Consider the following 26,862-nt stretch of genomic DNA (forward strand, 5'->3'; position numbering starts at 1 on the left):
CCTTTGGTGCTCGTTCATAACACCTTGGCACGGATGGGGACGGAGGGCACCTTACGGGTGGGCCCTTCCGCCGGCCCGCCGCTCGGTGAGAATCCGGGGGCCGCTCCGGGTGATCGCCACCGTGTGTTCCACGTGCGCCGCGCGCGAGCCGTCGTTCGTGCGCAGCGTCCAGCCGTCCGATGCCGTGAAGTAGGCGTCCCTGCCGCTCGCGATCAGCATGGGCTCGATCGCCAGGACCATGCCGTGCCGCAGCGGAAGGCCCCGGCCGGGCCGGCCCTCGTTCGGCACCTCGGGCTCCTCGTGCATACGGCGGCCCACGCCGTGGCCCCCGAAGCCCTGCGGTACGCCGTATCCCGCCGTCCGGCACACCGAGCCGACGGCATGGGCGATGTCGCCGATGCGGTTGCCGACGACGGCCGCCGCGATGCCCGCGGTCAGCGCCCGCTCGGCGGTGTCGATCAGTCGTACGTCCGTCGGGCGCGGTCTGCCCACGACGAAGCTGATCGCCGAGTCGCCGGTCCAGCCGTTCAGTTGGGCGCCGCAGTCGATGGAGACGAGGTCGCCGTCGCGCAGCCGGTAGCGGCTCGGGATGCCGTGGACGATCGCGTCGTTGACGGAGGCGCAGATCACGGCGGGGAAGGGGGTGGGGGCGAAGGAGGGGCGGTAGCCGAGGAACGGCGAGGAGGCACCGGCCTCGCGCAGCACCTCGTGCGCCACGTCGTCCAGTTCCTTCAGTGAGACGCCGACGGCCGCGGCCGCCCGTACGGCTGTCAGGGCCCGGCCGACGACCTGGCCGGCCGTATGCATCGCGTTGATCGACGTGTCCGTCTTCAGCTCCACCATGCCAATTACTATACCGGTATTAGAATGACGGCATGGTGCGCACCCCTCTCACCCCCGAAGAACGCGAACGCGGCGAGCGGTTCGGACGGCTGCTGCGCGAGGCCCGCGGCGACCGGAGCATGGCGGACGTCGCGGCCGAGGCGGGGGTCTCCGCCGAGACCCTCCGCAAGATCGAGACCGGCCGGGCTCCGACCCCGGCGTTCTTCACCGTCGCCGCCCTGGCCCGCGCGCTCGACCTGTCCATGGACGAGCTGGCGGACCGGTGCGTGCCACTGGAGGTCTGAGCGGACCCACCCGCCTCGTCGGCCGTCGGCACCCTGCGTGGCCGTCGCGGTGCCGGTCGTCATCACCGAAGTGTCGCCGGGGAGAGAGATCGGTGCACTCGCGCGGAAAACTCCCCGTAGCCGTCCCGTAACACAACTCGTGTTTTCTACAGAGCCGGAGTGCTCCGGTCTGGCGGGAGTTGGGCGATGGATGTGGATCAACTCCCCCGGCGGGTAGGGGAGTTCGTGAACTACCTGGACGGCCTGCTGGCGCGCCTGGACCAGCGTGACGGCTGGTGCGGAGTGTTCTGGCAGCGCGATCCGGACGGTATGCAGGCCTGTCTCGAGGGGCGTGAGGTGCCCCCGTGGGACGTGGTGGACGCGCTGCTGCGGGACCTCGCGGCGGCGCACGGCACCGTGGCCGCCGGGCTGGAGGCGGAGCGGGCGCGGGCGTTGCACACGGCCGCGCTCACCGCGTACGACGCCCGGCCGGGCGGTCGCGACGCCCTGGGGGACCGGCTCGACGTCATGCTCCGCGAGCGGCGGTACGCGGCCGAACGGCAGGCGGAGCTGGGCCGGTTGCTGGCGTCCGCGACCAGCCCGGAGGAGGCCGACGCCATCCGGTTCGACCTGGCCTGGGCCCGCGACGACCATGAACGGGCGACCGCCCGGTGCGCGGAACTCCGGTCCCGCATGGCCGAGTCGGACCGGCGGGCAGCCGACGGGGGACCGGCCCCGTACGGCGACGCGGCCCCCGCACCGGCTCCGCCCCCCGAGACCGTGCCGACGCCCGCCCCCACTCCCACCCCGCCCCCCGAGACCGCGCCGGCACCCGTCCCTGCCCCCGCCAAACAGCGCAAGCGCCGCCGCGGCAGTGCCCGCTTCGCCGGGATGGCCGAGGACGAGGCCGCGCCCGCCGTCGTACCGCAGACCCCCGTGCCGGTGCCGTCCGCACCGGATGCCACCGGGGGCCGTACCCTGCGAGGGGCCCGGTTCGCCGGGGCCGCCGAGCCGGCGGACCGGAGGCGGCCGAAGGCGGAGCCGCCGGACGCGGAGGCCGGACGGGCCGTCGCCGGGGCCGTGGCGACGCTCGAGCGGCTGCGCGGCGAGGGCCGTACCGGCGAGGCGCACGCCCTGCTGGTCGAGATCGCCCACTGGCCCGCCGCCCGCCTCCCGCTGCTCGCCGCGGAGCTGCAGCGCACCGGGCTCGGCGCCGACTGGGCGACCCTGCTCTGGGAGGCCGCCTCGCTGCCCGCCGGCCGACTGGTCGCGGCCGCCGACGCACTGGTCGCGGCCGGTCGCGGCGGAGACGGAGAGCAGATCCTGCGCCAGGGTGTCGTACGGCCCGCCACGGAGGTGGGCGAGGCCGTGCTGGAGCTGGCCGACGAGGGGCGCACCCGCGAGGTGCGTGCCCTGCTCGACGCGTACGTCCGTATGCGCACCCCGGAGGAGGCGGCCCGCAGCGTCGCCCCCGACCCCCAGCGGCTCGTGCCGCTGCTGCTGGAGGCCGCCCGGGGCGTCTCCGACGAGCGCAACTGGGACCTGGTCCACGCCCTCCGTGTGGCCGGTCACTCCGCCTGAACGGGCCCGCGACTCACCCACTGGAGTGTGAAACGTGATCGACTCCGCGGGTTAACGGCAATGGTCTTGGCAAGGCTCTCCCCGAGGCTTACGTTCGTCCCTCTACGGCCTGCGTCTACGGGCGTAGAGGCTCTGACGACCCGCCGAAGGAGCAGCTCATGGCCAACGTCGTACGTGCCGCCCTGGTCCAGGCCACCTGGACCGGCGACACCGAGTCCATGGTGGCGAAACACGAGGAGCACGCCCGCGAGGCGGCCCGCCGGGGCGCGAGGATCATCGGGTTCCAGGAAGTCTTCAACGCCCCCTACTTCTGCCAGGTCCAGGAGCCGGAGCACTACCGCTGGGCCGAGCCGGTGCCCGACGGCCCGACCGTGCGCCGTATGCGGGAGCTCGCCCGCGAGACCGGCATGGTGATCGTGGTCCCCGTCTTCGAGGTCGAGCAGTCCGGCTTCTACTACAACACCGCGGCCGTGATCGACGCCGACGGAACCTTCCTCGGCAAGTACCGCAAGCACCACATCCCGCAGGTCAAGGGCTTCTGGGAGAAGTACTACTTCAAGCCGGGCAACGTCGGCTGGCCCGTCTTCGACACCGCCGTCGGCAAGGTCGGCGTCTACATCTGCTACGACCGGCACTTTCCGGAGGGCTGGCGGCAACTCGGACTGAACGGCGCGCAGTTGGTCTACAACCCGTCCGCCACCTCCCGCGGTCTGTCCGCCTATCTGTGGCAGTTGGAGCAGCCCGCGGCCGCCGTCGCCAACGAGTACTTCGTCGCCGCCATCAACCGGGTCGGGCAGGAGGAGTACGGGGACAACGACTTCTACGGCACGAGCTACTTCGTCGACCCGCGCGGGCAGTTCGTGGGCGAGACCGCCAGCGACAAGGCCGAGGAACTCGTCGTCCGCGACCTCGACTTCGACCTGATCGAGGAAGTCCGGCAGCAGTGGGCGTTCTACCGCGACCGGCGACCCGACGCGTACGAAGGGCTGGTGCAGCCATGAGCGACCTCTACGACCGCCACCGCAACGTCCTCCCCGACTGGCTCGCCCTCTACTACGAGGACCCGCTCGAACTCACCCACGGCGAGGGCCGGTACGTCTGGGACGCCGACGGCAACCGGTACCTCGACTTCTTCGGCGGCATCCTCACCACGATGACCGCGCACGCGCTGCCCGAAGTGACCAAGGCGGTGAGCGAGCAGGCCGGGCGGATCCTGCACTCCTCGACCCTCTACCTCAACCGGCCGATGGTCGAACTCGCCGAGCGCATCGCCCAGTTGAGCGGAATCCCGAACGCCCGCGTCTTCTTCACCACCTCCGGCACCGAGGCCAACGACGCCGCCCTGCTGCTCGCCACCACCTACCGGCGGAGCAACACGATCCTGGCGATGCGCAACAGCTACCACGGCCGCTCCTTCAGCGCGGTCGGCATCACCGGCAACCGCGGCTGGTCCCCGACCTCGCTGTCCCCGCTGCAGACGCTGTACGTCCACGGAGGCGTGCGCACACGCGGCCCGTTCGCCGAGCTGAGCGACCCCGAGTTCATCTCGGCCTGTGTGGCGGACCTCAGGGACCTGCTCGGCCACACCCGTGCGCCGGCGGCGCTGATCGCCGAGCCCATCCAGGGCGTCGGCGGCTTCACCTCGCCGCCCGACGGGCTCTACGCGGCCTTCCGGCAGGTGCTCCAGGAGCAGGACATCCTGTGGATCGCCGACGAGGTGCAGACCGGCTGGGGACGCACCGGCGAGCACTTCTGGGGCTGGCAGGCACACGGCCGGAGCGGGCCGCCGGACATGCTCACCTTCGCCAAGGGCATCGGCAACGGCGCGTCCATCGGCGGGGTCGTCGCCCGCGCCGAGATCATGAACTGCCTCGACGCCAACAGCATCTCCACCTTCGGCGGCACCCAGATCACCATGGCCGCCGGGCTCGCCAACCTCAACTACCTGCTGGAACACGACCTCCAGGGCAACGCCCGGCGTGTCGGCGGACTGCTCATCGAGCGGCTGCGGACCGTCGCCGCGCAACTGCCCGGCGTACGGGAGGTGCGCGGACGAGGGCTGATGATCGGCGTCGAGCTGGTGCGGCCGGGTACCGACGAGGCCGACCCGCGAGCCGCCTCCGCGGTCCTGGAGGCGGCCCGTGAGGGCGGGCTGCTCATCGGCAAGGGCGGCGGGCACAACACCAGCGCGCTGCGCGTCGCACCGCCGCTGTCGCTGACCGTCGCGGAGGCCGAAGAAGGCGCCGCGATCCTCGAACGCGCTCTGAGGAGCACCTTCTAGCCCCGACCCGGACAAGGGAAGACCGGCATGACCACCACCTTGGAGCCCTGGGGAACCGCAGAGGTACCGGAACCCGTCCTGTCGGTCCGTCAGGTCCTCGGCCTGGAACGGGTCCTGGCCGGAGAGCCCGAGGTGGTGGCCGGCGCCGGTCAGCTGGACCGGCCCGTGCGCTGGGTGCACGTGGCCGAGGCCGCCGATGTCGGCGTGATGCTCACCGGTGGCGAGATGGTGCTCACCACCGGGGTGCTGCTCGCCGGTGACGAGGCCAAGCAGGCCGAGTACATCCAGTCGCTGCACCGCGCGGAGGCCGCGGCCGTGGTGCTCGGGCTCGGCCGGGCGTTTCCGGCCCCGCCGGACGTGATGCGCCGGGCCGCCGAGCGGTGCGGGCTGCCCATGATCGTCCTCCACCGGCCCTTCCCCTTCGCCGAGCTGACGGAGGAGGTCCAGTCCCGCCTGGTCCGGCGGAAGTTCGCGGCCGTCAGCCTCTCGGAGTCCGTACGGACGGCCCTGACCGCGCTCATCACCGCGGGCGCTCCGCTGCAACACCTGCTCGACGAGGTGGCCCAGCACAGCGGCTGTCCGGTCGTCGCCACCAACCTCGCCCATCGCGTCCTGGCCACCGCGGGCGAGCGGTCCGCCGTGGACGACGTGCTGCGCGACTGGGAGCGCATCGCCCGGCAGGCGGGCGGCAGCGAGGGCGACGGCTGGATCCGGGCGGAGCTCGGCGGACGCGGAGAGCGCTGGGGGTGGATCGTGCTGTGCGGGTACCGGGGCGACACGGCCACCGGGCGACTGCTCGCCGACCGGGCCGCCGAGGCGCTCGTCCTGCACCGCATGCTCGGTGACGGCTCCGCCCACACCTGGGAGGAGCAGTCGGCGCAGAGCCTGCTCACCGACCTGGTCTCCGGTGTCGTACCGGCCCGGCAACTGCTGCCACGGGCCCGCGCCGCCGGACTGCCGGTCAACCGGCGGGCCTTCGTACCCCTGGTCGTACGGGACGGTGAACCCGCCCGACTCGACCGTGTGCTGCGGATGCTGGGGCTTCCGGGGCTCGTCGCCGAACTCGCCGACGGTGCCACCGCCGTACTGCTCAGCCTCGCCCGGGACCAGGACGCCGGGGCCCTCGCGGCGCACTTCGCGGCGCGGCTGCGCACCGAGTCCGATCAGGCCCGTACGGTCGTCGCCGCGGCCGGCCCGCGCACCGTCTGGGACGACGTCCCCGCCGGGCTGCGCGAGGCCCAGCATGTCGCCGACGCCGTCGCCGACTCCTCACACGCCCTGGACCTCCCGGCCGTCGTTCGCCTCAAGGACGTCCATCTGCGCGGTCTGATACGGCTGTTGCGGGACGACCCGCATGTACAGTCCTTCGCGGAGCGGGAACTGGACGGGCTGCTGTGCGATCCCGGCCAGGAACTGCTCGACGTGCTGCGGACGTACCTCGCCACGGGCCGCAACAAGTCCCGCACCGCCCAGCTCCACCATGTCTCCCGGCCCGCGCTCTACCGCCGTCTGGAGGCGATACAGACGCGGCTGGGCGTCGACCTCGACGACTTCGAGCAGGCGGCGTCGGTGCACATCGCGCTGCTCGCACATGACGCGCAACAGGGCTGAAACAAACGATGACCTGGGAAAACGGCGGTGAAACATGGGTCGAGGAAGTCGTGACACCGTGACACGCCGAACGCCCGCAGACGTGACACGCTGCAACTCAAAGCCCGCTTCCGGTCTTTCTACGCTCCTCAGACACCGAGCGACCGGAGGTCCCGATGAGCAGAGTGATCCGTGCCGCCCTCTTCCAGACCGCCTGGACCGGCGACAAGGAATCGATGATCCAGGTACACGAGCAGGCGGCCCGCGACGCGGCCGCGCAGGGTGCTCAGGTCCTGTGCTTCCAGGAGCTGTTCTACGGACCCTACTTCTGCCAGGTGCAGGACAAGGCCTTCTACGAGTACGCCGAGCGGATCCCCGACGGGCCGATCGTCAAGCGTTTCCAGGCGCTGGCCAGGGAACTGGGCATCGTCCTCGTCCTGCCCATGTACGAGGAGGAGCAGCCGGGCGTCCTCTACAACACCGCGGCCGTGATCGACGCGGACGGCTCGTACCTCGGCAAGTACCGCAAGCACCACATCCCGCAGGTCCCCGGCTTCTGGGAGAAGTTCTACTTCCGTCCCGGGAACAGCGGCTGGCCGGTCTTCGACACCGCCGTCGGCCGGATCGGCGTCTACATCTGCTACGACCGCCACTTCCCGGAGGGCTGGCGCGCCCTGGGCCTCGCGGGCGCCGAGATCGTCTTCAACCCGTCGGCCACCTCGCGCGGACTGTCCCGCTATCTGTGGCAGCTGGAGCAGCCCGCGGCGGCCGTGGCCAACGAGTACTTCGTCGGCGCGATCAACCGGGTCGGTGTGGAGGACCTGGGCGACAACGACTTCTACGGCACGACCTACTTCGTCGACCCGGAGGCCCAGTTCGTCGGCGAGGTGGCGAGCGACAAGGAGACCGAACTCGTCGTCCGCGACCTGGACCTGGCCAAGCTCCGCGAGGTCCGCGACCGCTGGCAGTTCTACCGGGACCGCCGTCCCGACGCGTACGGCCCGCTGACCGCTCCGTAACCGGCCCGCACGGCCGTCGGTCCGGTGCACGGGGGGGCCGGACCGGCGGGACCGACCTGCACCACACCACCAGTGTCGAACACGGCAGGAGAGGGACAATGAGCAGCCGTACCGTCATCCGAGGCGGTCTCGTCATCACCGCGTCCGACGAGATCCACGCCGACGTCCTGATCGAGGACGGCCGCATCGCCGCCCTCGCCGTCTCCGGCACCCCGGCCGCCGAGGCGTTCGGCGACGAGAGGGTCATCGACGCCACCGGGAAGTATGTGATCCCGGGCGGGGTCGACGCCCACACCCATATGGAGCTGCCGTTCGGCGGCACCTTCGCCTCCGACACCTTCGAGACCGGCACCCGGGCGGCCGCCTGGGGCGGTACGACCACGATCGTCGACTTCGCCGTGCAGAGCGTCGGCCACACCCTGCGCGAGGGCCTGGACACCTGGCACGCCAAGGCCGAGGGCAACTGCGCGATCGACTACGGCTTCCACATGATCGTCTCCGACGTGAACCAGGAGACGCTCAAGGAGATGGACCTCCTCGTCGAGGAGGGGGTGACCAGCTTCAAGCAGTTCATGGCCTACCCGGGCGTCTTCTACTCCGACGACGGCCAGATCCTGCGCGCCATGCAGCGCTCCGCCGAGAACGGCGGACTGATCATGATGCACGCCGAGAACGGCATCGCGATCGACGTCCTGGTCGAACAGGCCCTCGCCCGTGGCGAGACCGACCCGCGCTACCACGGCGAGGTCCGCAAGGCCCTCCTGGAGGCGGAGGCCACCCACCGTGCGATCAGGCTCGCCCAGGTCGCCGGGGCGCCCCTGTACGTCGTCCACGTCTCGGCGACGGAGGCGGTCGCCGAGCTGGCCCGGGCGCGTGACGAGGGGCTGAACGTCTTCGGCGAGACGTGCCCGCAGTATCTGTTCCTGTCCACGGACAACCTGGCCGAACCCGACTTCGCGGGCGCCAAGTACGTGTGCAGCACCCCGCTGCGGCCCAAGGAGCACCAGGCCCAGCTCTGGAAGGGGCTGCGCACCAACGATCTCCAGGTGGTCTCCACCGACCACTGCCCCTTCTGCTTCGTGGGCCAGAAGGAGCTCGGTCGCGGCGACTTCTCCAAGATCCCCAACGGTCTTCCGGGCGTGGAGAACCGTATGGACCTGCTCCACCAGGCCGTCGTCGACGGGCACATCTCGCGCCGCCGCTGGATCGAGATCGCCTGCGCCGCCCCGGCCCGGATGTTCGGCATGTATCCGAAGAAGGGCACCATCGCCCCGGGCGCCGATGCCGACATCGTCATCTACGACCCGCACGCCGAGCAGACCGTGTCCGCCGAGACGCACCACATGAACGTCGACTACTCGGCCTACGAGGGCAGGCGCCTCACCGGCCGCGTGGAGAGCGTGCTCTCGCGCGGCGAACTCGTCATCACCGAGCGGGAGTACACCGGACACGCCGGTCACGGCGTCTACACCCCGCGCTCCACCTGTCAGTACCTCAACTAGGAGTGGCGCACATGGACTTCGGACTCGTCCTGCAGACCGACCCGCCGGCCTCCCGTGTCATCAGCCTGATGAAGCGGGCCGAGCGCAACGGCTTCACCTACGGCTGGACCTTCGACTCCGCCGTGCTGTGGCAGGAACCGTTCGTGATCTACAGCCAGATCCTCGCCAACACCTCGAAGCTGACGGTCGGCCCGATGGTCACCAACCCGGGCACCCGCACCTGGGAGGTCACCGCCTCCACCTTCGCCACCCTCAACGACATGTTCGGCAACCGCACGGTCTGCGGCATCGGCCGCGGAGACTCGGCGATGCGGGTCGCGGGCCGCAAGCCCAACACCCTCGCCCGGATCAGCGAGGCCATGAAGGTCATCCGCGCCCTGGGCCGCGGCGACGAGGCCGACCTCGGCGGCACGGTGGTGAGGTTCCCGTGGATCAAGCCGGGCGCCGAACTCCCCGTGTGGATGGCCGCGTACGGCCCCAAGGCCCTGAAGATGACCGGTGAGGAGGCCGACGGGTTCATCCTCCAGCTGGCGGACCTCTATCTGACCGAGTACATGGTCAAGGCGGTGAAAGACGCGGCGGTGGCCGCCGGACGCGACCCGTCCGAGGTCAGGATCTGCGTCGCCGCCCCGGCGTACGTCACCGAGGACGACTCGCCCGAGGCGCTCGCCCACGCCCGCGACCAGTGCCGCTGGTTCGGCGGAATGGTCGGCAACCACGTGGCCGACCTGGTCTCCAAGTACGGCGAGCACTCCGCCCAGGTGCCCGACGAACTCACCGACTACATCAAGTCACGCGAGGGGTACGACTACGCGCACCACGGGCGCAGCGGCAACCCCGACACGGAGTTCGTGCCCGACGAGATCGTCGACCGGTTCTGCCTCATCGGGCCGGCCGCGAAGCACATCGAGAAGCTGGAGGCACTGCGCGAGCTGGGTGTCGACCAGTTCGCGGTGTACGACATGCACGACGCACAGGAAACCACCATCGACGCCTACGGCGCGCAGGTGATCCCGGCCCTCAACGGCTGACCGTCCTTTTCCCCTTCCCCGCGATCTCCCCTTCCCGCTATCCAGGGAAGGGGGCCAAGGGCGCTCCCCGCTCCCGCGTCATCGGGCGCGCACCCCCCTCGGACCCGCACGGCCTCTCCCGTCCCACCTTCTCCGATTGGCCTGCCCATGACCGACACCGCTCCCACAGCGATACCGTTGACCGCTCAAGTCACCCTCGCCGACGGCCGGGTGGAGATCGCCCCCGGTGCGCCGCAGCCCAGCGGCCCGTACGCCAACGAGGACCTCCTCCCGGTCCCCGTCGCGCGGCGCACCTGGACCACGTACAACTTCTCCGCGCTGTGGGTCGGCATGGCCCACAACACGGCCTCCTGGACCCTGGCCTCCGGGCTCATCGCGGTGGGCATGGACTGGAAACAGGCCGTGTTCACCATCGCCCTGGCCAATCTGATCGTGCTGGTCCCGATGCTGCTCACCGGGCACGCGGGACCGAAGTACGGCATCCCCTTCCCGGTCTTCGCCCGCGCCGGCTTCGGCGTCCGCGGCGCCAACCTCCCTGCCGTCGTACGGGCGTTGGTGGCGTGCGGCTGGTTCGGCATCCAGACCTGGATCGGCGGCGAGGCCATCTACTTCCTGGCCGGGAAGCTGATCGGCGACAGCTGGACGGGCGCCTCGACGATCGGCGGCTACGCCTGGACCATGTGGCTGTCGTTCGTGATCTTCTGGGCGATCCAGGTCGCGATCATCTACCGGGGCATGGAGACGATCCGCCGCTTCGAGAACTGGGCCGCGCCCTTCGTGCTGGTCGGTGCGTTCGTGATGCTGGCCTGGATGAGCGACAAGGCGGGCGGCGTCGGACCCCTCTTCGACCAGCCCTCCCGGCTGGGCTGGGGCGGGGAGTTCTGGAAGCTGTTCTGGCCGTCCCTGATGGGCATGATCGGCTTCTGGTCCACGCTGTCCCTGAACATCCCGGACTTCACCCGTTACGGCAAGAGCCAGAAGGCGCAGACGTGGGGACAGGCCCTCGGTCTGCCGACGACGATGACCCTGTTCGCCTTCCTCTCCGTGCTGGTCACGTCCGGTTCGCAGGCCGTGTACGGCAAGCCGGTGTGGGACCCGGTCCAGCTGGCCGCCAAGACCGACAACGTGGTGGGTCTGCTGTACGCCCTGGTCACCGTCCTGGTGGCGACGCTGTCCGTGAACATCGCGGCGAACCTGGTCTCGCCCGCGTTCGACTTCTCCAACATCGCGCCCCGGAGGATCAGTTTCCGCACCGGCGCGCTCGCCACCTGCGTCCTCGGCGTGCTGATCTTCCCCTGGAAGCTGTACTCCGACCCGCAGGGCTACATCTTCACCTGGCTCGGGCTGGTCGGCGGTCTGCTCGGTACGGTCGCGGGCATTCTCATCGCCGACTACTGGATCCTGCGCCGCACCCGCCTCGACCTCACCGACCTGTACCGCTCCGGCGGGCGCTACTGGTACGCGGGCGGCTGGAACTGGCGGGCGGTCGTGGCCTTCCTGACCGGCGGTGTGCTGGCCGTCGGCGGCGCCAGCTTCAAGCCGCTGATCGACGGCAGACCCATTCCGGCGCTCTCCTCCCTGGCCGACTACGGCTGGGCGGTCGGTCTCGGCACCTCGCTCGTGCTGTATCTGGCGCTGATGCTGCTGACCGGCGGCCGGAGGGAGGAGGCCGCCGTCTGACGGCGAACGGCCCGGCGTGCGGGGGCGGTCAGCTCTTCTGACCGCCCTCCAGCGTCGCGACCGCTTCCTTGGCGGCCTTGATGGCACCCTTGTTGATCACGTCCGAGTCGGGTGCCTTCTTCGTCTCGAAGTCACTGCCGTTGTAGGTGACGACGACGAGCGCGTTGGAGACACGGGCGATCACCACGCCCTCGCGCGTCTGCTGTTTGTCCTCCGTGGTCACGTTCACCACGGAATAGGCGGAGTCGCCCAGGCCCGGAACATCCCCTCCGCCGCTTTTCTCCCCGGTGCGGTCCTTGTACTGCTTCTGCGCTATTTCATCGGAGTCGGTTATCTCGTAGGAGACATCGAGCCAGCGGTAGTCGTACCCCTTGAGCGCGTTCCAGGAGCAGGTGCGGCGCAGCTTCGTGTCCGTCGACGGGATCTCCTTGCCGGCCGTCTTGGCGCCCGGCACCAGGGAGGTGATGGTCTTGACCGTCACGCTGGTGCAGGGTGCGGGCGCTCCGGCGTAGCTCTTCGACACCGCCTTCGACGAGGGGGCGGTGGGCGACTGGGTGGCCGTCTTCTGGTCCGACCGGTGCTCGGCCGCCGGTGCCGCGGCGAACGGCCCGGACGCCAGCGCCCAGCCTGCCGTGGCGAGCACGGCGACCGGCGACAGACGTGCGGTCAGAGCAAGCGGCAGAGGAAGATCACGCAAGGCGCACTTCTCGTGGGGGAGGGGGTGCGGAGGGAGTCCACACTGCGGACGGGACGCCAGTGTCACACGACTCTCTGTGAGGCGGTAGTGAAAACTCGCTCCGTGCCTGCGTGGTGACGCTGGAGTGCTGGCGGATGGTGTGCCCTGTCTCAAAGTCGTCAAGGGCGGATCACCGGGTTCTAGGCTCGGAGATGCTTCGTGATCCCGGAGGAGGGCGCTGAACAGCAGTGACGGACATGCGAGTTGTCAGCGTGACGAGGTGACGCGAAAGGAATGAACGATGAGCGAGGAAGTGCGGCGGTGGCTGAAGGAGAACGCGCTGCCGTTGCGGGACGCGCGCGCCGAGGTGTCGGAACCGGATCACGGTGACCTGGAGCCGTTGCGAGAGACCCTGGACGACGTACGCGTTCTGGGGATGGGCGAGGCGACGCACGGGACCGCCGAGTTCTTCCGGCTCAAGCATCGATTACTGCGGTTCCTCGTCGAGGAAATGGGGTGCACCGCCCTGGCGATGGAGGCCAGCGCCTCGGCCGCGCGGGCCGTCGACGACTATGTGCTGCACGGCACCGGTGACGCCGCCGACGCACTCGCCGGGCTCGGCTTCTGGACCTGGCGGACCCGCGAGGTGCTCGACGTCGTCGAGTGGATGCGGGAGCACAACCAGTCCGTTCCGCGCGAGCGCGCCGTGCGGTTCGTCGGCATCGACCCGCAGGTCTGCGGCCCCTCCCTGACCGCCCTCGACGCCGCGCTGCGCACACTGGCGCCGGAACGGGCGGACCTCACCGGCGGACTCCTCGGCACCCTGGCGGACGCCAAACCGGGATCCCTCACCGGCCCGGGGCGGCAGATCCTAGCCGAGGCGCGGGGACTTGTGCGCTTCCTCGAAGAGGGCCGGGCCGGACTCGCCGCACGCGCCGGAGCCGACACGGTCGACGACGCGCTCGCCCACGCACACAGGATCGTGGCCGCGGCCGACGTGGCCTCGCGGCCGCCGCGCGGCGACGGCGGGGAACCGGGCGCACTGGCCGTCCGGGACCGGTACATGGCGCAGGAAGTTATCTCCCTCGAGGAGCGGTCGCCCGGCAAAGTGGCCGTATGGGCCCACAACGGCCATGTCATGACGGGTTGTTACGCGGGAGACGTACCCGCGATGGGGCAACACCTCAGAAGCCACTACGGGGAGCGCTACTACGCCCTCGGCCTGCTCTTCGGCGAGGGCGCCTTCCGCGCCCGCCCCGGGAACTCCGCGACGCGCGCGCCCAGGAAGCACACCATCGGTTCGGCGGGCCCGCGGTCGGTCGAGGGCCGGCTCGCCTCGGTCACACCGAAGGATCACCTCGTCGACCTGCGAGGCGGCCGGGCACGGCCCGCTGTCGCACAGTGGCTGGAGGACCGCCAGTTCGTACGGTCCTTCGGCGCCGGGGTGCCGCGCGTGACGTACCGCTTGTCCCTGACTCCGACGGTGCTCGCCCAGGAGTACGACGGGCTGGCGTACGTGGCCCGCTCGACGCCCTCGGCTCCGCTGCCCTGAGACGAGGGGACAGGGGCGGCCGCGCTCAGTCGGTGAGGCCCAGCGTCCCCGCCGCCTGGATCGCCAGCCAGACCTCGGCCAGGGCCCCTGTCGACGTCAGGTCACGGTCGGCGAGAACGCCGAAGCGGCGCAGCCGGTAGGCGAGGGTGTTCGGATGGATGTGGAGCGCCGCCGCAGCCGTCTCGGTACGGCGGTCGCGCTCCATCCAGGTGCGGGCGGAGACCAGCAGCTGTGAGTCATGAGCCTCGTCGTAGCGCAGGACGTCGCCGAGCACGTGTTCGACCAGTGCGGTCAGGACAGCGGGGTCGTCGGGAAGCCACCGGCCCGTCGAGTCGTCGCCGTACCGGACGACGGGGCGGCCCGACTCCACGGCCTTGGAGACCGCCCAGAGCGCCTCGCGCTGGGCGACCTTCAGCGCGGCGCCCGGCAGGACCGGGCGGCTCATCCCGGCTGCCACGGCAGGCAGTCCACCGATGGCCGCCGCCAGCTCCGGCGCCCCCAGGACGTAGCGGTCCTCGCCGCGGGTGAGCAGCAGATGGGGATGGTCCTCCAGACAGCGCAGGAGCGCCTCGTCGGTGGTGCGGCGCACCACGAGGAGCACGGTGTCGCCCTCGATCGCGTGGCGGGCGAGCCGGCGGCGTGCCGACTCCGGGTCGAGCACTTCTTGCAGGAGTTCGGCCAGCGTCTCCGCGCCCTCGCGGCGCAGCGTCTCACGTTCGTTGCGCACCATCGCCAGTCGCAGCGCCGCCACGGTGGCGATGTGCTGGGCGACGGCGAGCCCCGCGGGTTGGGCGCCCTGACGCTCGTACGCGACGAGAAAGCCTGCCGGGCCGCCGGGCGCCGGCACCGGAAGGACGAATCCGCCGGGGACGGTCGGTGGAGCGTCGACGGAAGCGGGCAGGACAGCGGGGTCCGGCGCGGGAACTCCGGGCAGGAGCGGGCGGCCCTGGGGCGTGCAGAGGTAGACGTCGTAACCCGACAGGTCTTCGAGGCGGCGCATCAGGGCCGGTGTGTCGAGGTCCTCGGCGACCAGCCAGCGCAGCGCGCCGAAGACCTGGAGCTGCGCGCCCAGCCGGTGCCCGGCGTCCTCCTGGATCGAGGCCGCGATCTCCTGGGCGACAGCGATGAACGGAACGGCGAGCGGCACTTCGAGTATGGGGAACCCCCGTTCCTCCGCCGCCCGGAAGAACGCGTCGTGCAGCGGGGGCATGTGCAGCTGCGCGGAGAGCGCGAGAGCGGACACCCCGGCATCGTCCAGCCGCTCCAGATAGGCGCGTTGTCCGGCCGCGGTACGGGGGACCGCCAGACCCGTCGTCATGATCACCTCGGCTCCCAGGAGCCAGGGTGTCGGATCGTCGAGCTCGCTGGCGTGCGCCCAGGACACCGACCGGCCCAGACCGCCACGGCCGGCCTTCACGGACAGCTGGAGTGCCGGGAAGGAGAGCAGGTCCCCGACGGTGAGTTTGTTGCCGGCCACATAAAACAGCGTACATGTCTCCTGCTCGACACAATTGTCGCTGGTCGGCACGGGCCGCACACTGTGGCAACCGTCCCCCTGGATGAACAGAAGGTGGAGCGCCCATGACGACCGCGATCACCGAAATCGAGACCTATGGCGTCGAGCGGATCCCGGACGAGGACCGCGCGGCCCGCCCGATCGATCTGTTCCGGCTCGCCTTCGGTGGTGCCAACACCTTCGCGACCTGTGTGCTGGGCGCCTTCCCCGTCCTCTTCGGCCTCTCTTTCTGGCAGGGGCTCGCGGCGACCGTCCTCGGCCTGGTCGCGGGTGCGCTGCTGCTGGCCCCGATGGCACTGTTCGGTCCCACCAACGGCACCAACAACGCCGTCTCCTCCTCGGCGCACCTGGGTGTGCACGGCCGGGTCGTCGGCTCGTTCCTCTCCCTGCTCACCGCCATCGCGTTCTTCTCGATCTCGGTGTGGTCCTCGGGGGACGCGCTCGTCGGCGGCGCGCACCGGCTCGCCCACGTACCCGAGTCGGACGTCAGCTACGGCATCGCGTACGCGATCTTCGCCGGGCTCGTCCTGGTCGTCTGCATCTACGGCTTCCGGTTCATGCTGCTGGTCAACAAGATCGCGGTGCTCGCGGCTTCGGCACTCTTCGTGCTCGGCGCCTTCGCCTTCGTGGGCGACTTCGACCCCGGCTACGCGGGAGCCTTCTCCTCCACCTCCGACCCGCTGTTCTGGCCGTCGTTCGTCGGCGCCGCGCTGATCGTGCTGTCCAACCCGGTCTCCTTCGGCGCGTTCCTCGGTGACTGGTCCCGCTACATCCCGGCCGGGGCACCGCGCCGCCGGGTGATGGGGGCCGCGTTCCTCGCCCAGATCGCCACCCTGCTGCCGTTCGTCTTCGGCCTGGCCACCGCGTCGATCATCGCGGAGAAGGCCACGAAGTACGTCGACCCGGCAGCCCCCAACTACGTGGGCGGGCTGCTCGCGATCTCGCCCGGCTGGTACTTCCTGCCGCTCTGCCTGATCGCCCTGATCGGCGGCCTGTCCACCGGCACGACGTCCCTGTACGGCACGGGTCTCGACTTCTCCAGCGTCTTCCCGCGCTTCAGCCGCGTCCAGGCCACCTTCTTCATCGGCGTCCTGTCCATCGCGTTCATCTTCGTCGGCCGTTTCGCGCTCAACCTCGCCCAGTCCATCTCCACCTTCGCCACGCTGATCATCACCTGTACGGCACCCTGGATGATCGTCATGACGCTCGGCTATGTCACCCGGCGCGGCTGGTACGACGCCGAGGCGCTGCAGGTCTTCAACCGCCGCCAGCGCGGCGGCCGTTACTGGTTCACGCACGGCTGGAACTGGCGCGGGATGTCCGCCTGGCTGATCTCCGCCGTCGTGGCGCTGCTCTTCACCAACCTGCCCGGCCAGTTCGTCGGCCCGCTGGGCGACCTCGCGGGTGGCACGGACATCTCACTGCCGGTCGGCCTCGGCCTCGCGGTCGTGCTCTACCTGGCCCTGCTCACCCTGTTCCCCGAGCCGCGCGCCGTTTACGGGCCGGCCGGACCCCGCATCGTCCGGGCGTCGGACGTCCCGGTGGCGCCGATCACCGGCGGCACCGAGGAGACCGTCACCGAGCCCGCCGTGGCCCACTGACCCCTCGCCGTCACCCTCGTAACAGAAGGCGGGGCGTTCCGGCCCCGCCTCCGAACGCCCGTGACCAGGAGCCGCGTATGAGCACCACCACCGTCCAGGACATCAGGGCCGCCGCCGGCGCGCTCGTCGCCGCCTTCGCCGAGGGCCGACTCGACGACTACTGCGGCGCCTTCGCCCCCGACGCGACCTTCGTCTTCCACACCACCGTGCAGCGGCTCGGCTCCACGGCCGAGTACCGCGCGCTCTGGCAGCGGTGGGTGGAAGAGGACGGCTTCCGCATCCTCGGCTGCACGTCGTCCGCCCAGCTGATCCAGCACTTCGGCGACACCGCCGTCTTCACCCACGACGTGGAGACCCGGATCGCCACCCACGCCGGCGAGGAGACCCTCCAGGAACGGGAGACCATCGTCTTCGCCCGCACCGACGACGGCGGCTGGACGGCCGTCCACGAGCACCTGTCCGCCCGACCCGCCGCCTGACCAGGAGATCCTCGTTCCATGAGCACCACGTTCCGCAACTACATCGACGGTGTGCCCGTCGATGCCTCGGACGGCCGCACGCTCGATGTGGTGAACCCCGCCACCGGTGACGTCTACGCGACCTCCCCGCTCTCGGGCGCGGCGGACGTCGACGCGGCGATGGCGGCCGCGGCCAGGGCGTTCCCCTTCTGGCGCGACACCACACCGTCGGTGCGGCAGCGGGCGCTGCTGAAGATCGCCGACGGGATGGAGGCATGGGCGGACGAACTCCTCGCCGCGGAGTGCCGGGACACCGGCAAGCCGCTGCACCTCACCCGCAGCGAGGAACTGATTCCCGCCATCGATCAGGTCCGCTTCTTCGCGGGCGCGGCACGCATGCTGGAGGGCCGCAGCGCCGGTGAGTACATGAAGGGGATGACCTCCATCGTCCGCCGCGAGCCGGTCGGCGTCTGCGCCCAGGTCGCGCCGTGGAACTACCCCCTGCTGATGGCGGTGTGGAAGTTCGCCCCGGCGCTCGCGGCGGGCAACACGGTGGTCCTCAAGCCCTCCGACACCACCCCGGCCTCCACGGTGCTGATGGCCGGGATCATCGGCAGTGTCCTGACGGAGCTGGGACTGCCCCGCGGCATCTTCAACGTGGTCTGCGGCGACCGTGAGACCGGCCGCCTGATGGTGGAGCATCCGACCCCCGCGATGGCCTCCATCACCGGCTCGGTACGCGCCGGCACGCAGGTCGCCGAGTCCGCCTCCAAGGACCTCAAGCGGGTCCACCTGGAACTCGGCGGCAAGGCCCCGGCGGTGGTCTTCGAGGACGCCGACCTGACCGAGGCGATCGAGGACCTGGTGGTCGGCGGCTTCTTCAACGCGGGTCAGGACTGCACGGCCGCGACCCGCGTCCTCGTCCACGAGTCGGTCCACGACGAGTTCGTCGCCGCCCTCGCCAAGGCGGCGGCCGACACCAGGACCGGGCTGCCGGACGACGAGGACGTGCTGTACGGACCGCTGAACAACGCGGACCAGTTGGCCAGGGTCAGCGGCTTCATCGAGCGCCTCCCCGGGCACGCCAAGGTCGAGGCGGGCGGCCACCAGGTCGGCGACAAGGGCTACTTCTACGCCCCGACCGTGGTCTCCGGCCTGAAGCAGGACGACGAGATCGTCCAGCAGGAGGTCTTCGGCCCGGTCATCACCGTCCAGTCCTTCACGGACGAGGCCCAGGCCGTGCGGTACGCCAACGGCGTCGACTACGCGCCGGCCTCCTCGGTGTGGACCAAGGACCACGCGCGGGCGATGCGGATGTCGAAGAACCTCGACTTCGGCTGTGTGTGGATCAACACCCACATGGCACTCGTCGCCGAGATGCCGCACGGCGGATTCAAGAAGTCCGGCTACGGAAAGGACCTCTCCGCGTACGGCTTCGAGGACTACACCCGGATCAAGCACGTCATGACGTCGCTCTGACATCCGGGAACAGCCGCGGCCGGCGTACGTAGACAGCGAGATGAGAGGCGCTATGTTCACGACCAGGCCCACGCTCCAGGGCACCTTCGGCATGGTGTCCTCCACCCACTGGCTGGCCTCGCAGTCGGCCATGGCCGTGCTGGAGGACGGCGGCAACGCCTATGACGCCGCCGTAGCGGGCGCGTTCGTGCTGCATGTCGTCGAGCCGCATCTCAACGGGCCCGCCGGTGAGGTGCCGATCCTGCTCGCCCCGGCCGGGGGTGAGGTGCGGGTGTTGTGCGGGCAGGGCGTGGCACCGGCGGGGGCGACGGTCGCGCACTACCGGGGACTCGGTCTGGACCTCGTACCCGGCACGGGCCCGCTGGCCGCGGCCGTGCCGGGCGCGTTCGACGCCTGGCTGCTCCTGCTGCGCGACCACGGCACCAAGTCCCTAGCCGACGTCCTGAAGTACGCCATCGGGTACGCCGAACACGGGCACGCGCCCGTGGAGAACGTCGGCGCGACCGTCGAGAGCGTGCGGGGGCTCTTCGAGACGGAGTGGACCTCGTCGGCCCAGGTGTATCTGCCCGGCGGACAGGCGCCCCGGCCCGGCGAGCTGTTCCGCAACCCCGCCCTCGCGGCCACCTGGAGGCGGCTGCTGGCCGAGACCGAGGGGGCGGGCGACCGGGAGGCGCGGATCGACGCCGCGCGGGAGGTGTGGCGCTGCGGCTTCATCGCCGGGGCACTGGTACGACAGGCCGCGCGGCCCACCCTGGACACCAGCGGCGAGCGGCACACCGGCACGCTCACCGCCGCCGACCTCGCCGTCTGGTCCGCGGCCTACGAGAGCCCCGCGACGTACGACTGGAACGGCTGGACCCTCTGCAAGGCCGGCCCCTGGAGCCAGGGCCCCGCCCTCCTCCAGCAACTCGCCCTGCTTCCGCCCGAGCTGCCGCCGTACGGCTCCGCCGACTACGTCCACCTGCTGATCGAGGGCTGCAAGCTCGCCATGGCCGACCGGGAGGCCTGGTACGGGGACGCGGCCGAGGTGCCGCTCGGCGAGTTGCTGTCGGACGCCTACAACGCCGGGCGGCGGGCGCTCGTCGGGGCCAAGGCCTCGTACGAGCTGCGCCCCGGCAGTCCCGGCGGGCGCGCGCCCCGGCTGAGCGAGCACGCGCGCGTGGTGGCCGCCGCCGAGCCCGGCTTCGACCCGATGGGCGCCGGCGAACCGACCATCGCGAGGACGTCGGCCGAGCCCGAGGCGGCCGCGGACGGCTCCACCCGCGGCGACACCTGTCACCTCGACGTGGTCGACCGCTGGGGGAACATGATCGCCGCCACGCCCAGCGGCGGCTGGCTGCAGTCCAACCCGGTTGTGCCCGAACTCGGCTTCCCGCTCGGCACCCGGCTCCAGATGACCTGGCTGGAGGAGGGCCTGCCCAACTCCCTCACCCCCGGCCGCCGTCCCCGCACCACCCTCACCCCGTCGATCGCGCTGCGCGACGGGATCCCGGTGCTGGCGTTCGGCACGCCCGGCGGCGACCAGCAGGACCAGTGGCAGCTGCACTTCTTCCTGGCCGTCGCCCTGCGCGCCCCCGTCCGCGGCGGCCTCGACCTCCAGGGCGCGATCGACGCCCCCAACTGGCACAACGACAGCTTCCCAGGCTCCTTCCACCCGCGCGGACGGCGGCCGGGAAGCGTGACCGTCGAGTCCCGCACGGCCCCGGAGGTCGTCGACGGGCTGAGGCGGCGCGGCCACGACGTCACGGTCGCCGACGGCTGGTCCGAAGGACGGCTGTGCGCAGTCGCCCGTGACCCGGCGACCGGCATCCTCTCGGCGGCCGCCAATCCGCGGGGCATGCAGGGATACGCGGTCGGCCGCTGATCACCGGCCCCCTCTATTCGTCCCGATTCCATCACTCATTCACCGAACGGGTGGGGATTGTCAGAGGCGCGTGCTCTCATGGAGGGCATGATCGGAGACACCGAAACCTGGGGGTCCCCCCTGGACGAAGCCCTTGTGGAAGAGTTCCTCACTCGCCGCTCCGCCGACGTGGAAGAGGCGGTGCGCAAGGCTGCCGCGACCGAGATCCTGCCCCGCTTCCGCCGGCTCGCCGAGCACGAGATCGACCAGAAGAGCGGACCGCACGACCTGGTGACGGACGCCGACCGGCTCGCCGAGGAGTACCTCACCGCGGCACTCGGCGCCCTCCTGCCCGGCTCCGTCGTGGTCGGCGAGGAGGCGGTGCACGCCAACCCGGCGACGTACGAGGCGATACGGGGCGACGTGCCGGTCTGGATCGTCGACCCGGTCGACGGCACCCGGCAGTTCGTGCACGGCGACGCCGGCTTCTGCACGCTGGTCGCGCTCGCCCACCGGGGCGTCCTGCTCGCCTCCTGGACCTACGCGCCGGCCCGGGACCAGCTGGCCACGGCCGTCCGGGGCCACGGCGCCTTCCTCGACGGAGAACGGCTCTTGGCGGGCGCGCCGACACCGGGGCGGGACCTGGAGATAGCCACCTCCCACCCGGACTACACGACGGACGAGCAGAAGCGCGCCCTGCGCGGCCTGTGGACCGAGGGCGTCGCACCCCGCGCCTGCGGTTCCGCCGGGCTGGAGTATCTCGCCGTCGCCAAGGGCGAGTTGGACGCCACCGGCTTCAGCTGGGAGGCCGCCTGGGACCACGCGGCGGGCCTGCTCCTTGTCGAGGAGGCCGGCGGCACCCACCTCACCCGCACCGGAGAGCCGTTCCGCATCACCGGCGGCAACACCCTCCCGTTCACGGCGGCCCGGGACGCGGCCACGGCCCACCGGGTGATGGACCTGCTGGGAAGCGCCGCCGACTGAGCCGTGGCTCTTCGCCGGGCGAGGGCAGACCGCCGGATTCCGCTTCCGGTGCCCGCCCGGATGCGCCCCCGGGGCGCCCCGCCGAGCCCACCCACGCCCCCTGGGCTGTCGGTCCCCCGGCATATCCTGATCCCGAGTGGCCATCGGCTGACGAAGGAGTCCGGAGGTGCCGTCGATGTTCGATGCGGTCGTGGTGGGAGCGGGGCCGAACGGACTGACGGCTGCCGTCGAGCTCGCCCGCCGCGGATTCTCCGTCGCCCTGTTCGAGGCCCGCGACACCGTCGGCGGAGGCTCGCGCACCGAAGAGCTCACCCTCCCCGGCTTCCGTCACGACCCCTGCTCCGCCGCCCACCCCCTCGGCATCAACTCGCCCGCGTTCCGCGCGATGCCCCTCGACCGGTACGGCCTGGAGTGGCTGCACGCCGAGCTGCCCATGGCACACCCGTTCCCGGACGGCACGGCCGCGGTGCTCGCCCGCTCCGTGGCACGGACGGCCGCCTCCTTCGGACCGCGCGACGCGGGGGCGTACCGCAGACTGGTCACGCCGTTCCTCACCAAGTGGGACACCCTGGTCCAGGACTTCATGGCGCTGCCGCTCACCGCGCTCCCGCGCGACCCGGTCACCCTCGCCCGCTTCGGCCTGACCGGCCTGCCGCCCTCCACCTGGCTGATGCGCCGCTTCCACGACGAGCGTGCCAGGACCCTGTTCGCCGGTCTGGTCGCGCATGTCATGGCGCCACTCAGCGGCTTCGCCACCGGCGCCGTCGGCCTGATCTTCGCACTGGCCGCGCACGCCCGCGGCTGGCCCGTGGCCCGCGGCGGCTCCCAGTCGATCTCCGACGCCCTCGCCGCCTATCTCAAGGACCTCGGCGGCACCGTGCACACCGACTACGAGGTCAAACGGCTGGACGACCTGCCCCCCGCCCGCGCCTATGTCTTCGACACCTCGCCCACCGCCCTGGCCCGCATCGCCGGCTTCGGCAACCACTACGAGGGCTACCGCTACGGCCCCGGCGTCTTCAAGGTCGACTACGCCCTGGACGGCCCGGTGCCCTGGACCGCCCCGGAGGCGCGCGCCGCCACGACCGTGCAGATCGGCGCCGACAGCGCGGAGATCGACACCGCCCTGCGCGCCGCGTCCCGCCAGGGCAGCGCACCCGAGCGGCCGTTCATGATCACCGTGCAGCCCGGGGTCGTCGACCCCACCCGCGCCCCGGAGGGCAAGCAGGTCTTCTGGGCGTACGGCCACGTGCCCAGCGGCTGGACCGGTGACCTGACGGACCGTATGGAGCGCCAACTGGAGCGCTTCGCTCCGGGCTTCCGTGACCGCGTCCTCGCGCGGGCCACCGCCGGCCCGCCCGAACTGGCCGCCCGCAACGCCAACTACGTAGGCGGCGACATCGGTTCCGGCGCGGTCTCGGGCCTCCAGATGCTGCTGCGCCCCAAGCTGTCCCTGTTCCCGTACAACACCCCGCACCCGGCGGTCTTCATCTGCTCCTCGGCCACACCGCCGGGCCCCGGAGTGCACGGCATGTCCGGCCACAACGCGGCGAAGGCCGTCTGGCGGCGGCTGCGTCAGGAGCCGTGACGCGGTCGCTGTGACCCGGCCGACCCGGTCGCCGTAGCCCGGTGCTGCGCGAGTGTCCCACGGGCCCCGGCTGGTATAGAGGCACCCATGACCAGCATCACGCTCGCCCAGGGCGACATCACCCGGCAGACCGCCGACGCGATCGTCAACGCGGCCAACTCCTCGCTCCTCGGCGGCGGAGGCGTGGACGGCGCGATCCACCGGCGCGGGGGACCTGCGATCCTCGAGGAGTGCCGGGCCCTGCGATCCTCCCGTTACGGCAAGGGCCTGCCCACGGGTCAGGCCGTCGCCACGACCGCGGGGGAACTGGACGCGCAGTGGGTGATCCACACGGTGGGCCCGGTCTGGTCGTCCTCCGAGGACCGCTCGGAGCTGCTGGCCTCCTGCTACCGGGAGTCGCTCCGCGTGGCCGACGAACTCGGTGCCCGGACGGTCGCGTTCCCGGCGATCTCCACCGGCGTGTACCGGTGGCCGATGGACGATGCGGCCCGTATCGCGATCGGAACGGTGCGGGACACATCGACAGGCGTCGAGGAGGCGCGGTTCGTCCTCTTCGACGACAGGGCGTACGAGGTGTTCGCGGCCCGACTCGACTGACCACGGCGGACGGCGGACGGCGGAAGCACCCTCCCCCGTGATGCCGACGACGCCCGTGACATCATCGGCGGGGCCACAGGACCCCGGATTCGTGCTCACCCCGTACCGGCACGACGCCGGGACGGCCCGAGACGAAGGAGCACGATGAACCCGGGTCCCACGGCCCCGCCGGTGGCGCCGATCACCGCGCTGCTGCAGGACTTCTCCCTGGAGATGACCGGCAAGGACATCCCCGCACTGGAGGAGGCCGGAGCCACCATCCCCCGGGGCACCCGCATCAACGTCACCTTCCTCGGCAACGAGAACCTCGGGATGCGCCTGGACGCCGCTCGCGCGGTCAAACGCCTCGGCTTCGTCCCCGTCCCGCACATATCCGCCCGCCGCCTCGGCTCGCGGGCGGACCTGGAACGGTTCCTCGTGGGGCTCCGGGCCGACGGCACCGCCGACAACGTGTTCGTCGTCGGCGGCGACCCCGCCCGCCCCGAGGGGCCGTACGAGGACGCCCTCACCGTCATCCGCACCGGACTCCTCCAGCGCCACGGTGTCCGGCACGTCGGCATCAGCGGCTACCCGGAGGGCCACCCCGCCATCACCGACCACGCGCTGTGGTCGGCGCTGACCGACAAGAACGTGGTCCTCGGGTCCCAGCGGCTCGCGGCCGACGTCATCACCCAGTTTGGCTTCGACGTGGACCGGGTGCTCGCCTGGGTGGAGCGGGCGCGTGAGCGCGGTGTCGGCCTGCCGATCCGCATCGGCGTGCCCGGACCCGCCGGAGTACGCCGCCTCCTGGGATACGCCACCCGCTTCGGCGTCGGCACCAGCGCCTCCATCGCGCGGAAGTACGGCTTCTCGCTGACCAACCTCGTGGGCACGACGGGCCCCGACCGTTTTCTGCGCACACTGGCCCGGGAGTACGACGTACGGCGCCACGGCGATCTGAAGGTGCACTTCTACACGTTCGGCGGGCTGCGGGCGACCTCGGAGTGGATCGTCCGGTTCCGGGAGGACGTCTGAGGCGAGGCCGGTTCGGGTGCTGACCGTATCCGCTCGGTGACCCACGGGCGCGGCGGTTCCTTCCGGAGGCATATGCACCTGGTGTTCCCTGCTCCTGGCCTTGCGCGGTTCATGTCATGCCCCTTATAACCGTCCCTGCAGGCATCGGTGGGGATGGCCGGAAATGGCAGTTGCCGCCGACCAGGGGGGATCCTCAGCTCCGCCGGGGTCGACATCAGCGCATCCAGACCCACGGAGACCGAGGACATGACCGACAACGCATTTCGCGACGCCATGACCCGCCTGGCCGTCGATCCGGCCTTCAGAGCCGAACTCGACGGCGACACCGATGAGGTGGCCCGAAGACTCGGCCTGACACCCGCCCAGGTCACGGAGCTCCGTTCGCTCCGTGTCGAGTCCGGCACCGAGGGGGGACCGGCCGCACTCGACCAGCGGCTGTCCAAGTCGTCCCTGTTCTTCGGTAGCGCGGCACATGCGCTGGCCCACCATGACGTTTCGGATGTTCCGGTCGACCATGTGTCCGCTGACCACGCCAGCGTCGACCACGCTTCCGTCGACCACTCGGCGGACCCGTCGCTTCCCGCCCACGGCCAGGAGTCCGCAGGCGGCTTCGACGCGTCGGCCACCGGCGGCCAGAGCCTGCTCGGCGGGGAACTCGGCGGGTTCGGCGGACATACCGGTGGCGCCGAGGGCGGCTTCGGCGACTTCGGGGGAGGTGACGCCGGGGGGCTCGGTGGCTTCGGCGGCGGTGCCGATGGCGGCTTCGGCGACTTCGGTGAAGGTGGCGCCGACGGCGGTCTCGGTGGGTTCGGGGACGGCGGTTTCGGTGACGGTGGCGTCGGTCCCGGAGGGTTCGGCGACGGCGGTTTCGGTGACGGCGGAGCCGGTCCCGGCGGGTTCGGCGACGGAGGGTTCGGGGACGGGGGGTTCGGCTCCGGAGGCGACCTCGGCGGATCCGGCGGATTCGGAGACCTCGGCGGTCACGGCGGCGGCTTCGGCGGTGAGGGCGGCGGCGACGCCGGTCACTTCGGCCACGGCGGCATCTTCGACCGTGACGAGGGCGACGGCCACGGTGATGGCGGCGCCGGTGGTGGTGGTGAAGGCGGTGGTGGCAGTGGTGAGAACGGTGACCGTCCCTCCGGTGGTGGCGGTCACGGTGGTGGTGACGGCGGCGGCGAGGGTGGCGGCGCCGGTGGTGGCGGTGGCGGTGAGGGCGGTGGTGGCAGTGGTGAGAACGGTGACCGTCCCTCCGGTGGTGGCGGTCACGGTGGTGGTGACGGCGGCGGCGAGGGTGGCGGCGGCGGTGGCGGCGGCGGTGGCGGCGGCGGTGGTGAGGGCGGTGGTGGCAGTGGTGAGAACGGTGACCGTCCCTCCGGTGGTGGCGGCCACGGCGGCGGTGAACCCGGCGGTGGTGGCGGCGGAGGCGAGGGCGGTGGTGGCAGTGGTGAGAACGGTGACCGTCCCTCCGGTGGTGGCGGCCACGGCGGCGGTGAACCCGGCGGTGGTGGCGGCGGAGGCGAGGGCGGTGGTGGCAGTGGTGAGAACGGTGACCGTCCCTCCGGTGGCGGCGGCCACGGCGGCGGTGAACCCGGCGGTGGTGAGAACGGCGGCCGTGGCCAGGAAACCATCAGCGGTGGCTCCGAGACCGTGCGTGGCGGTGTGAACCTCCCCGGTGCCTCCCGCATCGGCGACGTCGCCACGCACCTGTCGCCCTCCGCGCCCGACACGGACGGCGGCTTCACCGACGGAACGTTCATCAGCGGA

The 26,862-nt window shown here is 71.3% G+C and carries 22 protein-coding genes; 18 read left to right on the forward strand and 4 right to left on the reverse strand.

The window, feature by feature from the left end:
• Positions 1-51: 51 nt before the first annotated feature.
• Entirely contained in the window at positions 52-843 is a 792-nt protein-coding gene (map, locus tag N8I87_RS33075; RefSeq protein WP_263214237.1) for a type I methionyl aminopeptidase, read from the reverse strand.
• A 32-nt stretch (positions 844-875) separates the two neighbouring features.
• Between map and N8I87_RS33080 the strand changes: the two genes are divergently transcribed.
• The 9 genes from N8I87_RS33080 (at position 876) to N8I87_RS33120 (ending at position 11,790) form a co-directional block, all read left to right on the forward strand.
• On the forward strand, positions 876-1,127 hold the full coding sequence (locus tag N8I87_RS33080) for a helix-turn-helix domain-containing protein (RefSeq protein ID WP_263214240.1): 252 nt from the start codon (positions 876-878) through the stop codon (positions 1,125-1,127).
• 186 nt (positions 1,128-1,313) lie between these two features.
• Positions 1,314-2,687: a hypothetical protein gene (locus tag N8I87_RS33085; RefSeq protein WP_263214241.1), complete on the forward strand. Its 1,374-nt coding sequence runs from the start codon at positions 1,314-1,316 to the stop codon at positions 2,685-2,687.
• A 158-nt stretch (positions 2,688-2,845) separates the two neighbouring features.
• Positions 2,846-3,688, forward strand: coding sequence for a nitrilase-related carbon-nitrogen hydrolase (locus N8I87_RS33090; protein WP_263214243.1), 843 nt, complete (start codon positions 2,846-2,848; stop codon positions 3,686-3,688).
• Positions 3,685-4,968: an aspartate aminotransferase family protein gene (locus N8I87_RS33095; RefSeq protein WP_263214244.1), complete on the forward strand. Its 1,284-nt coding sequence runs from the start codon at positions 3,685-3,687 to the stop codon at positions 4,966-4,968. The genes N8I87_RS33090 and N8I87_RS33095 overlap by 4 nt, the downstream gene beginning before the upstream one ends.
• A gap of 27 nt (positions 4,969-4,995) precedes the next feature.
• Entirely contained in the window at positions 4,996-6,579 is a 1,584-nt protein-coding gene (locus N8I87_RS33100; RefSeq protein ID WP_263214246.1) for a PucR family transcriptional regulator, read from the forward strand.
• A 155-nt stretch (positions 6,580-6,734) separates the two neighbouring features.
• Complete coding sequence (locus N8I87_RS33105) at positions 6,735-7,577, forward strand: nitrilase-related carbon-nitrogen hydrolase (protein ID WP_263214248.1); 843 nt, start codon at positions 6,735-6,737, stop codon at positions 7,575-7,577.
• A 98-nt stretch (positions 7,578-7,675) separates the two neighbouring features.
• Positions 7,676-9,079, forward strand: coding sequence for a dihydropyrimidinase (gene hydA / locus N8I87_RS33110; RefSeq protein WP_263214249.1), 1,404 nt, complete (start codon positions 7,676-7,678; stop codon positions 9,077-9,079).
• Positions 9,080-9,090: 11 nt separating this feature from the next.
• Entirely contained in the window at positions 9,091-10,110 is a 1,020-nt protein-coding gene (locus tag N8I87_RS33115) for a TIGR03842 family LLM class F420-dependent oxidoreductase (protein WP_263214250.1), read from the forward strand.
• 147 nt (positions 10,111-10,257) lie between these two features.
• A complete protein-coding gene (locus N8I87_RS33120) occupies positions 10,258-11,790 on the forward strand; it encodes an NCS1 family nucleobase:cation symporter-1 (protein ID WP_263214252.1) in 1,533 nt (510 codons plus the stop codon).
• A gap of 28 nt (positions 11,791-11,818) precedes the next feature.
• Here N8I87_RS33120 and N8I87_RS33125 read toward each other — a convergent pair whose 3' ends face one another.
• The gene (locus N8I87_RS33125) at positions 11,819-12,487 is read right to left on the reverse strand and encodes a hypothetical protein (RefSeq protein WP_263214254.1); all 669 of its coding nucleotides are present in this window, start codon (positions 12,485-12,487) and stop codon (positions 11,819-11,821) included.
• 280 nt (positions 12,488-12,767) lie between these two features.
• Between N8I87_RS33125 and N8I87_RS33130 the strand changes: the two genes are divergently transcribed.
• Complete coding sequence (locus N8I87_RS33130; RefSeq protein ID WP_263214256.1) at positions 12,768-14,018, forward strand: erythromycin esterase family protein; 1,251 nt, start codon at positions 12,768-12,770, stop codon at positions 14,016-14,018.
• A 25-nt stretch (positions 14,019-14,043) separates the two neighbouring features.
• Here N8I87_RS33130 and N8I87_RS33135 read toward each other — a convergent pair whose 3' ends face one another.
• Positions 14,044-15,495 (reverse strand): PucR family transcriptional regulator, encoded by a 1,452-nt coding sequence (locus tag N8I87_RS33135; protein ID WP_263214258.1) that lies wholly within the window; start codon positions 15,493-15,495, stop codon positions 14,044-14,046.
• Positions 15,496-15,599: 104 nt separating this feature from the next.
• Here N8I87_RS33135 and N8I87_RS33140 point away from each other — a divergent pair, with 104 nt between their 5' ends.
• The 8 genes from N8I87_RS33140 to N8I87_RS33175 all read left to right on the forward strand — a co-directional run bounded on the left by N8I87_RS33140 (position 15,600) and on the right by N8I87_RS33175 (position 25,098).
• A complete protein-coding gene (locus tag N8I87_RS33140) occupies positions 15,600-17,135 on the forward strand; it encodes a purine-cytosine permease family protein (RefSeq protein ID WP_263214259.1) in 1,536 nt (511 codons plus the stop codon).
• Between the two features lie 77 nt (positions 17,136-17,212).
• On the forward strand, positions 17,213-17,614 hold the full coding sequence (locus N8I87_RS33145; protein WP_263214261.1) for a YybH family protein: 402 nt from the start codon (positions 17,213-17,215) through the stop codon (positions 17,612-17,614).
• Positions 17,615-17,632: 18 nt separating this feature from the next.
• Positions 17,633-19,072 carry a gamma-aminobutyraldehyde dehydrogenase gene (locus N8I87_RS33150; RefSeq protein ID WP_263214263.1) on the forward strand — a complete coding sequence of 480 codons (1,440 nt, stop codon included), beginning with the start codon at positions 17,633-17,635 and terminating at the stop codon, positions 19,070-19,072.
• Between the two features lie 52 nt (positions 19,073-19,124).
• On the forward strand, positions 19,125-20,936 hold the full coding sequence (locus tag N8I87_RS33155; RefSeq protein WP_263214265.1) for a gamma-glutamyltransferase family protein: 1,812 nt from the start codon (positions 19,125-19,127) through the stop codon (positions 20,934-20,936).
• 87 nt (positions 20,937-21,023) lie between these two features.
• A complete protein-coding gene (locus N8I87_RS33160; protein ID WP_263214266.1) occupies positions 21,024-21,899 on the forward strand; it encodes an inositol monophosphatase family protein in 876 nt (291 codons plus the stop codon).
• Between the two features lie 175 nt (positions 21,900-22,074).
• Positions 22,075-23,487 carry a phytoene desaturase family protein gene (locus N8I87_RS33165; protein WP_263214269.1) on the forward strand — a complete coding sequence of 471 codons (1,413 nt, stop codon included), beginning with the start codon at positions 22,075-22,077 and terminating at the stop codon, positions 23,485-23,487.
• Positions 23,488-23,574: 87 nt separating this feature from the next.
• Positions 23,575-24,084, forward strand: coding sequence for an O-acetyl-ADP-ribose deacetylase (locus N8I87_RS33170; RefSeq protein ID WP_263214271.1), 510 nt, complete (start codon positions 23,575-23,577; stop codon positions 24,082-24,084).
• A 144-nt stretch (positions 24,085-24,228) separates the two neighbouring features.
• Complete coding sequence (locus N8I87_RS33175; RefSeq protein WP_263214273.1) at positions 24,229-25,098, forward strand: methylenetetrahydrofolate reductase; 870 nt, start codon at positions 24,229-24,231, stop codon at positions 25,096-25,098.
• A 123-nt stretch (positions 25,099-25,221) separates the two neighbouring features.
• Here the strand turns inward: N8I87_RS33175 and N8I87_RS33180 are convergent, their stop codons facing one another.
• Positions 25,222-26,802 carry a hypothetical protein gene (locus N8I87_RS33180; protein WP_263214276.1) on the reverse strand — a complete coding sequence of 527 codons (1,581 nt, stop codon included), beginning with the start codon at positions 26,800-26,802 and terminating at the stop codon, positions 25,222-25,224.
• Between the last annotated feature and the right edge of the window lie 60 nt (positions 26,803-26,862).

Source organism: Streptomyces sp. HUAS 15-9, from assembly GCF_025642155.1.
GTDB lineage: Bacteria > Actinomycetota > Actinomycetes > Streptomycetales > Streptomycetaceae > Streptomyces.

What these genes read in the sequence shown, in the direction of transcription:
- map (WP_263214237.1), bottom strand. Translation starts at nt 843, where the DNA reads ATGGTGGAGCTGAAGACGGACACGTCGATCAACGCGATGCATACGGCC.
- N8I87_RS33080 (WP_263214240.1), top strand. Translation starts at nt 876, where the DNA reads ATGGTGCGCACCCCTCTCACCCCCGAAGAACGCGAACGCGGCGAGCGG.
- N8I87_RS33085 (WP_263214241.1), top strand. Translation starts at nt 1,314, where the DNA reads ATGGATGTGGATCAACTCCCCCGGCGGGTAGGGGAGTTCGTGAACTAC.
- N8I87_RS33090 (WP_263214243.1), top strand. Translation starts at nt 2,846, where the DNA reads ATGGCCAACGTCGTACGTGCCGCCCTGGTCCAGGCCACCTGGACCGGC.
- N8I87_RS33095 (WP_263214244.1), top strand. Translation starts at nt 3,685, where the DNA reads ATGAGCGACCTCTACGACCGCCACCGCAACGTCCTCCCCGACTGGCTC.
- N8I87_RS33100 (WP_263214246.1), top strand. Translation starts at nt 4,996, where the DNA reads ATGACCACCACCTTGGAGCCCTGGGGAACCGCAGAGGTACCGGAACCC.
- N8I87_RS33105 (WP_263214248.1), top strand. Translation starts at nt 6,735, where the DNA reads ATGAGCAGAGTGATCCGTGCCGCCCTCTTCCAGACCGCCTGGACCGGC.
- hydA (WP_263214249.1), top strand. Translation starts at nt 7,676, where the DNA reads ATGAGCAGCCGTACCGTCATCCGAGGCGGTCTCGTCATCACCGCGTCC.
- N8I87_RS33115 (WP_263214250.1), top strand. Translation starts at nt 9,091, where the DNA reads ATGGACTTCGGACTCGTCCTGCAGACCGACCCGCCGGCCTCCCGTGTC.
- N8I87_RS33120 (WP_263214252.1), top strand. Translation starts at nt 10,258, where the DNA reads ATGACCGACACCGCTCCCACAGCGATACCGTTGACCGCTCAAGTCACC.
- N8I87_RS33130 (WP_263214256.1), top strand. Translation starts at nt 12,768, where the DNA reads ATGAGCGAGGAAGTGCGGCGGTGGCTGAAGGAGAACGCGCTGCCGTTG.
- N8I87_RS33140 (WP_263214259.1), top strand. Translation starts at nt 15,600, where the DNA reads ATGACGACCGCGATCACCGAAATCGAGACCTATGGCGTCGAGCGGATC.
- N8I87_RS33145 (WP_263214261.1), top strand. Translation starts at nt 17,213, where the DNA reads ATGAGCACCACCACCGTCCAGGACATCAGGGCCGCCGCCGGCGCGCTC.
- N8I87_RS33150 (WP_263214263.1), top strand. Translation starts at nt 17,633, where the DNA reads ATGAGCACCACGTTCCGCAACTACATCGACGGTGTGCCCGTCGATGCC.
- N8I87_RS33155 (WP_263214265.1), top strand. Translation starts at nt 19,125, where the DNA reads ATGTTCACGACCAGGCCCACGCTCCAGGGCACCTTCGGCATGGTGTCC.
- N8I87_RS33160 (WP_263214266.1), top strand. Translation starts at nt 21,024, where the DNA reads ATGATCGGAGACACCGAAACCTGGGGGTCCCCCCTGGACGAAGCCCTT.
- N8I87_RS33165 (WP_263214269.1), top strand. Translation starts at nt 22,075, where the DNA reads ATGTTCGATGCGGTCGTGGTGGGAGCGGGGCCGAACGGACTGACGGCT.
- N8I87_RS33170 (WP_263214271.1), top strand. Translation starts at nt 23,575, where the DNA reads ATGACCAGCATCACGCTCGCCCAGGGCGACATCACCCGGCAGACCGCC.
- N8I87_RS33175 (WP_263214273.1), top strand. Translation starts at nt 24,229, where the DNA reads ATGAACCCGGGTCCCACGGCCCCGCCGGTGGCGCCGATCACCGCGCTG.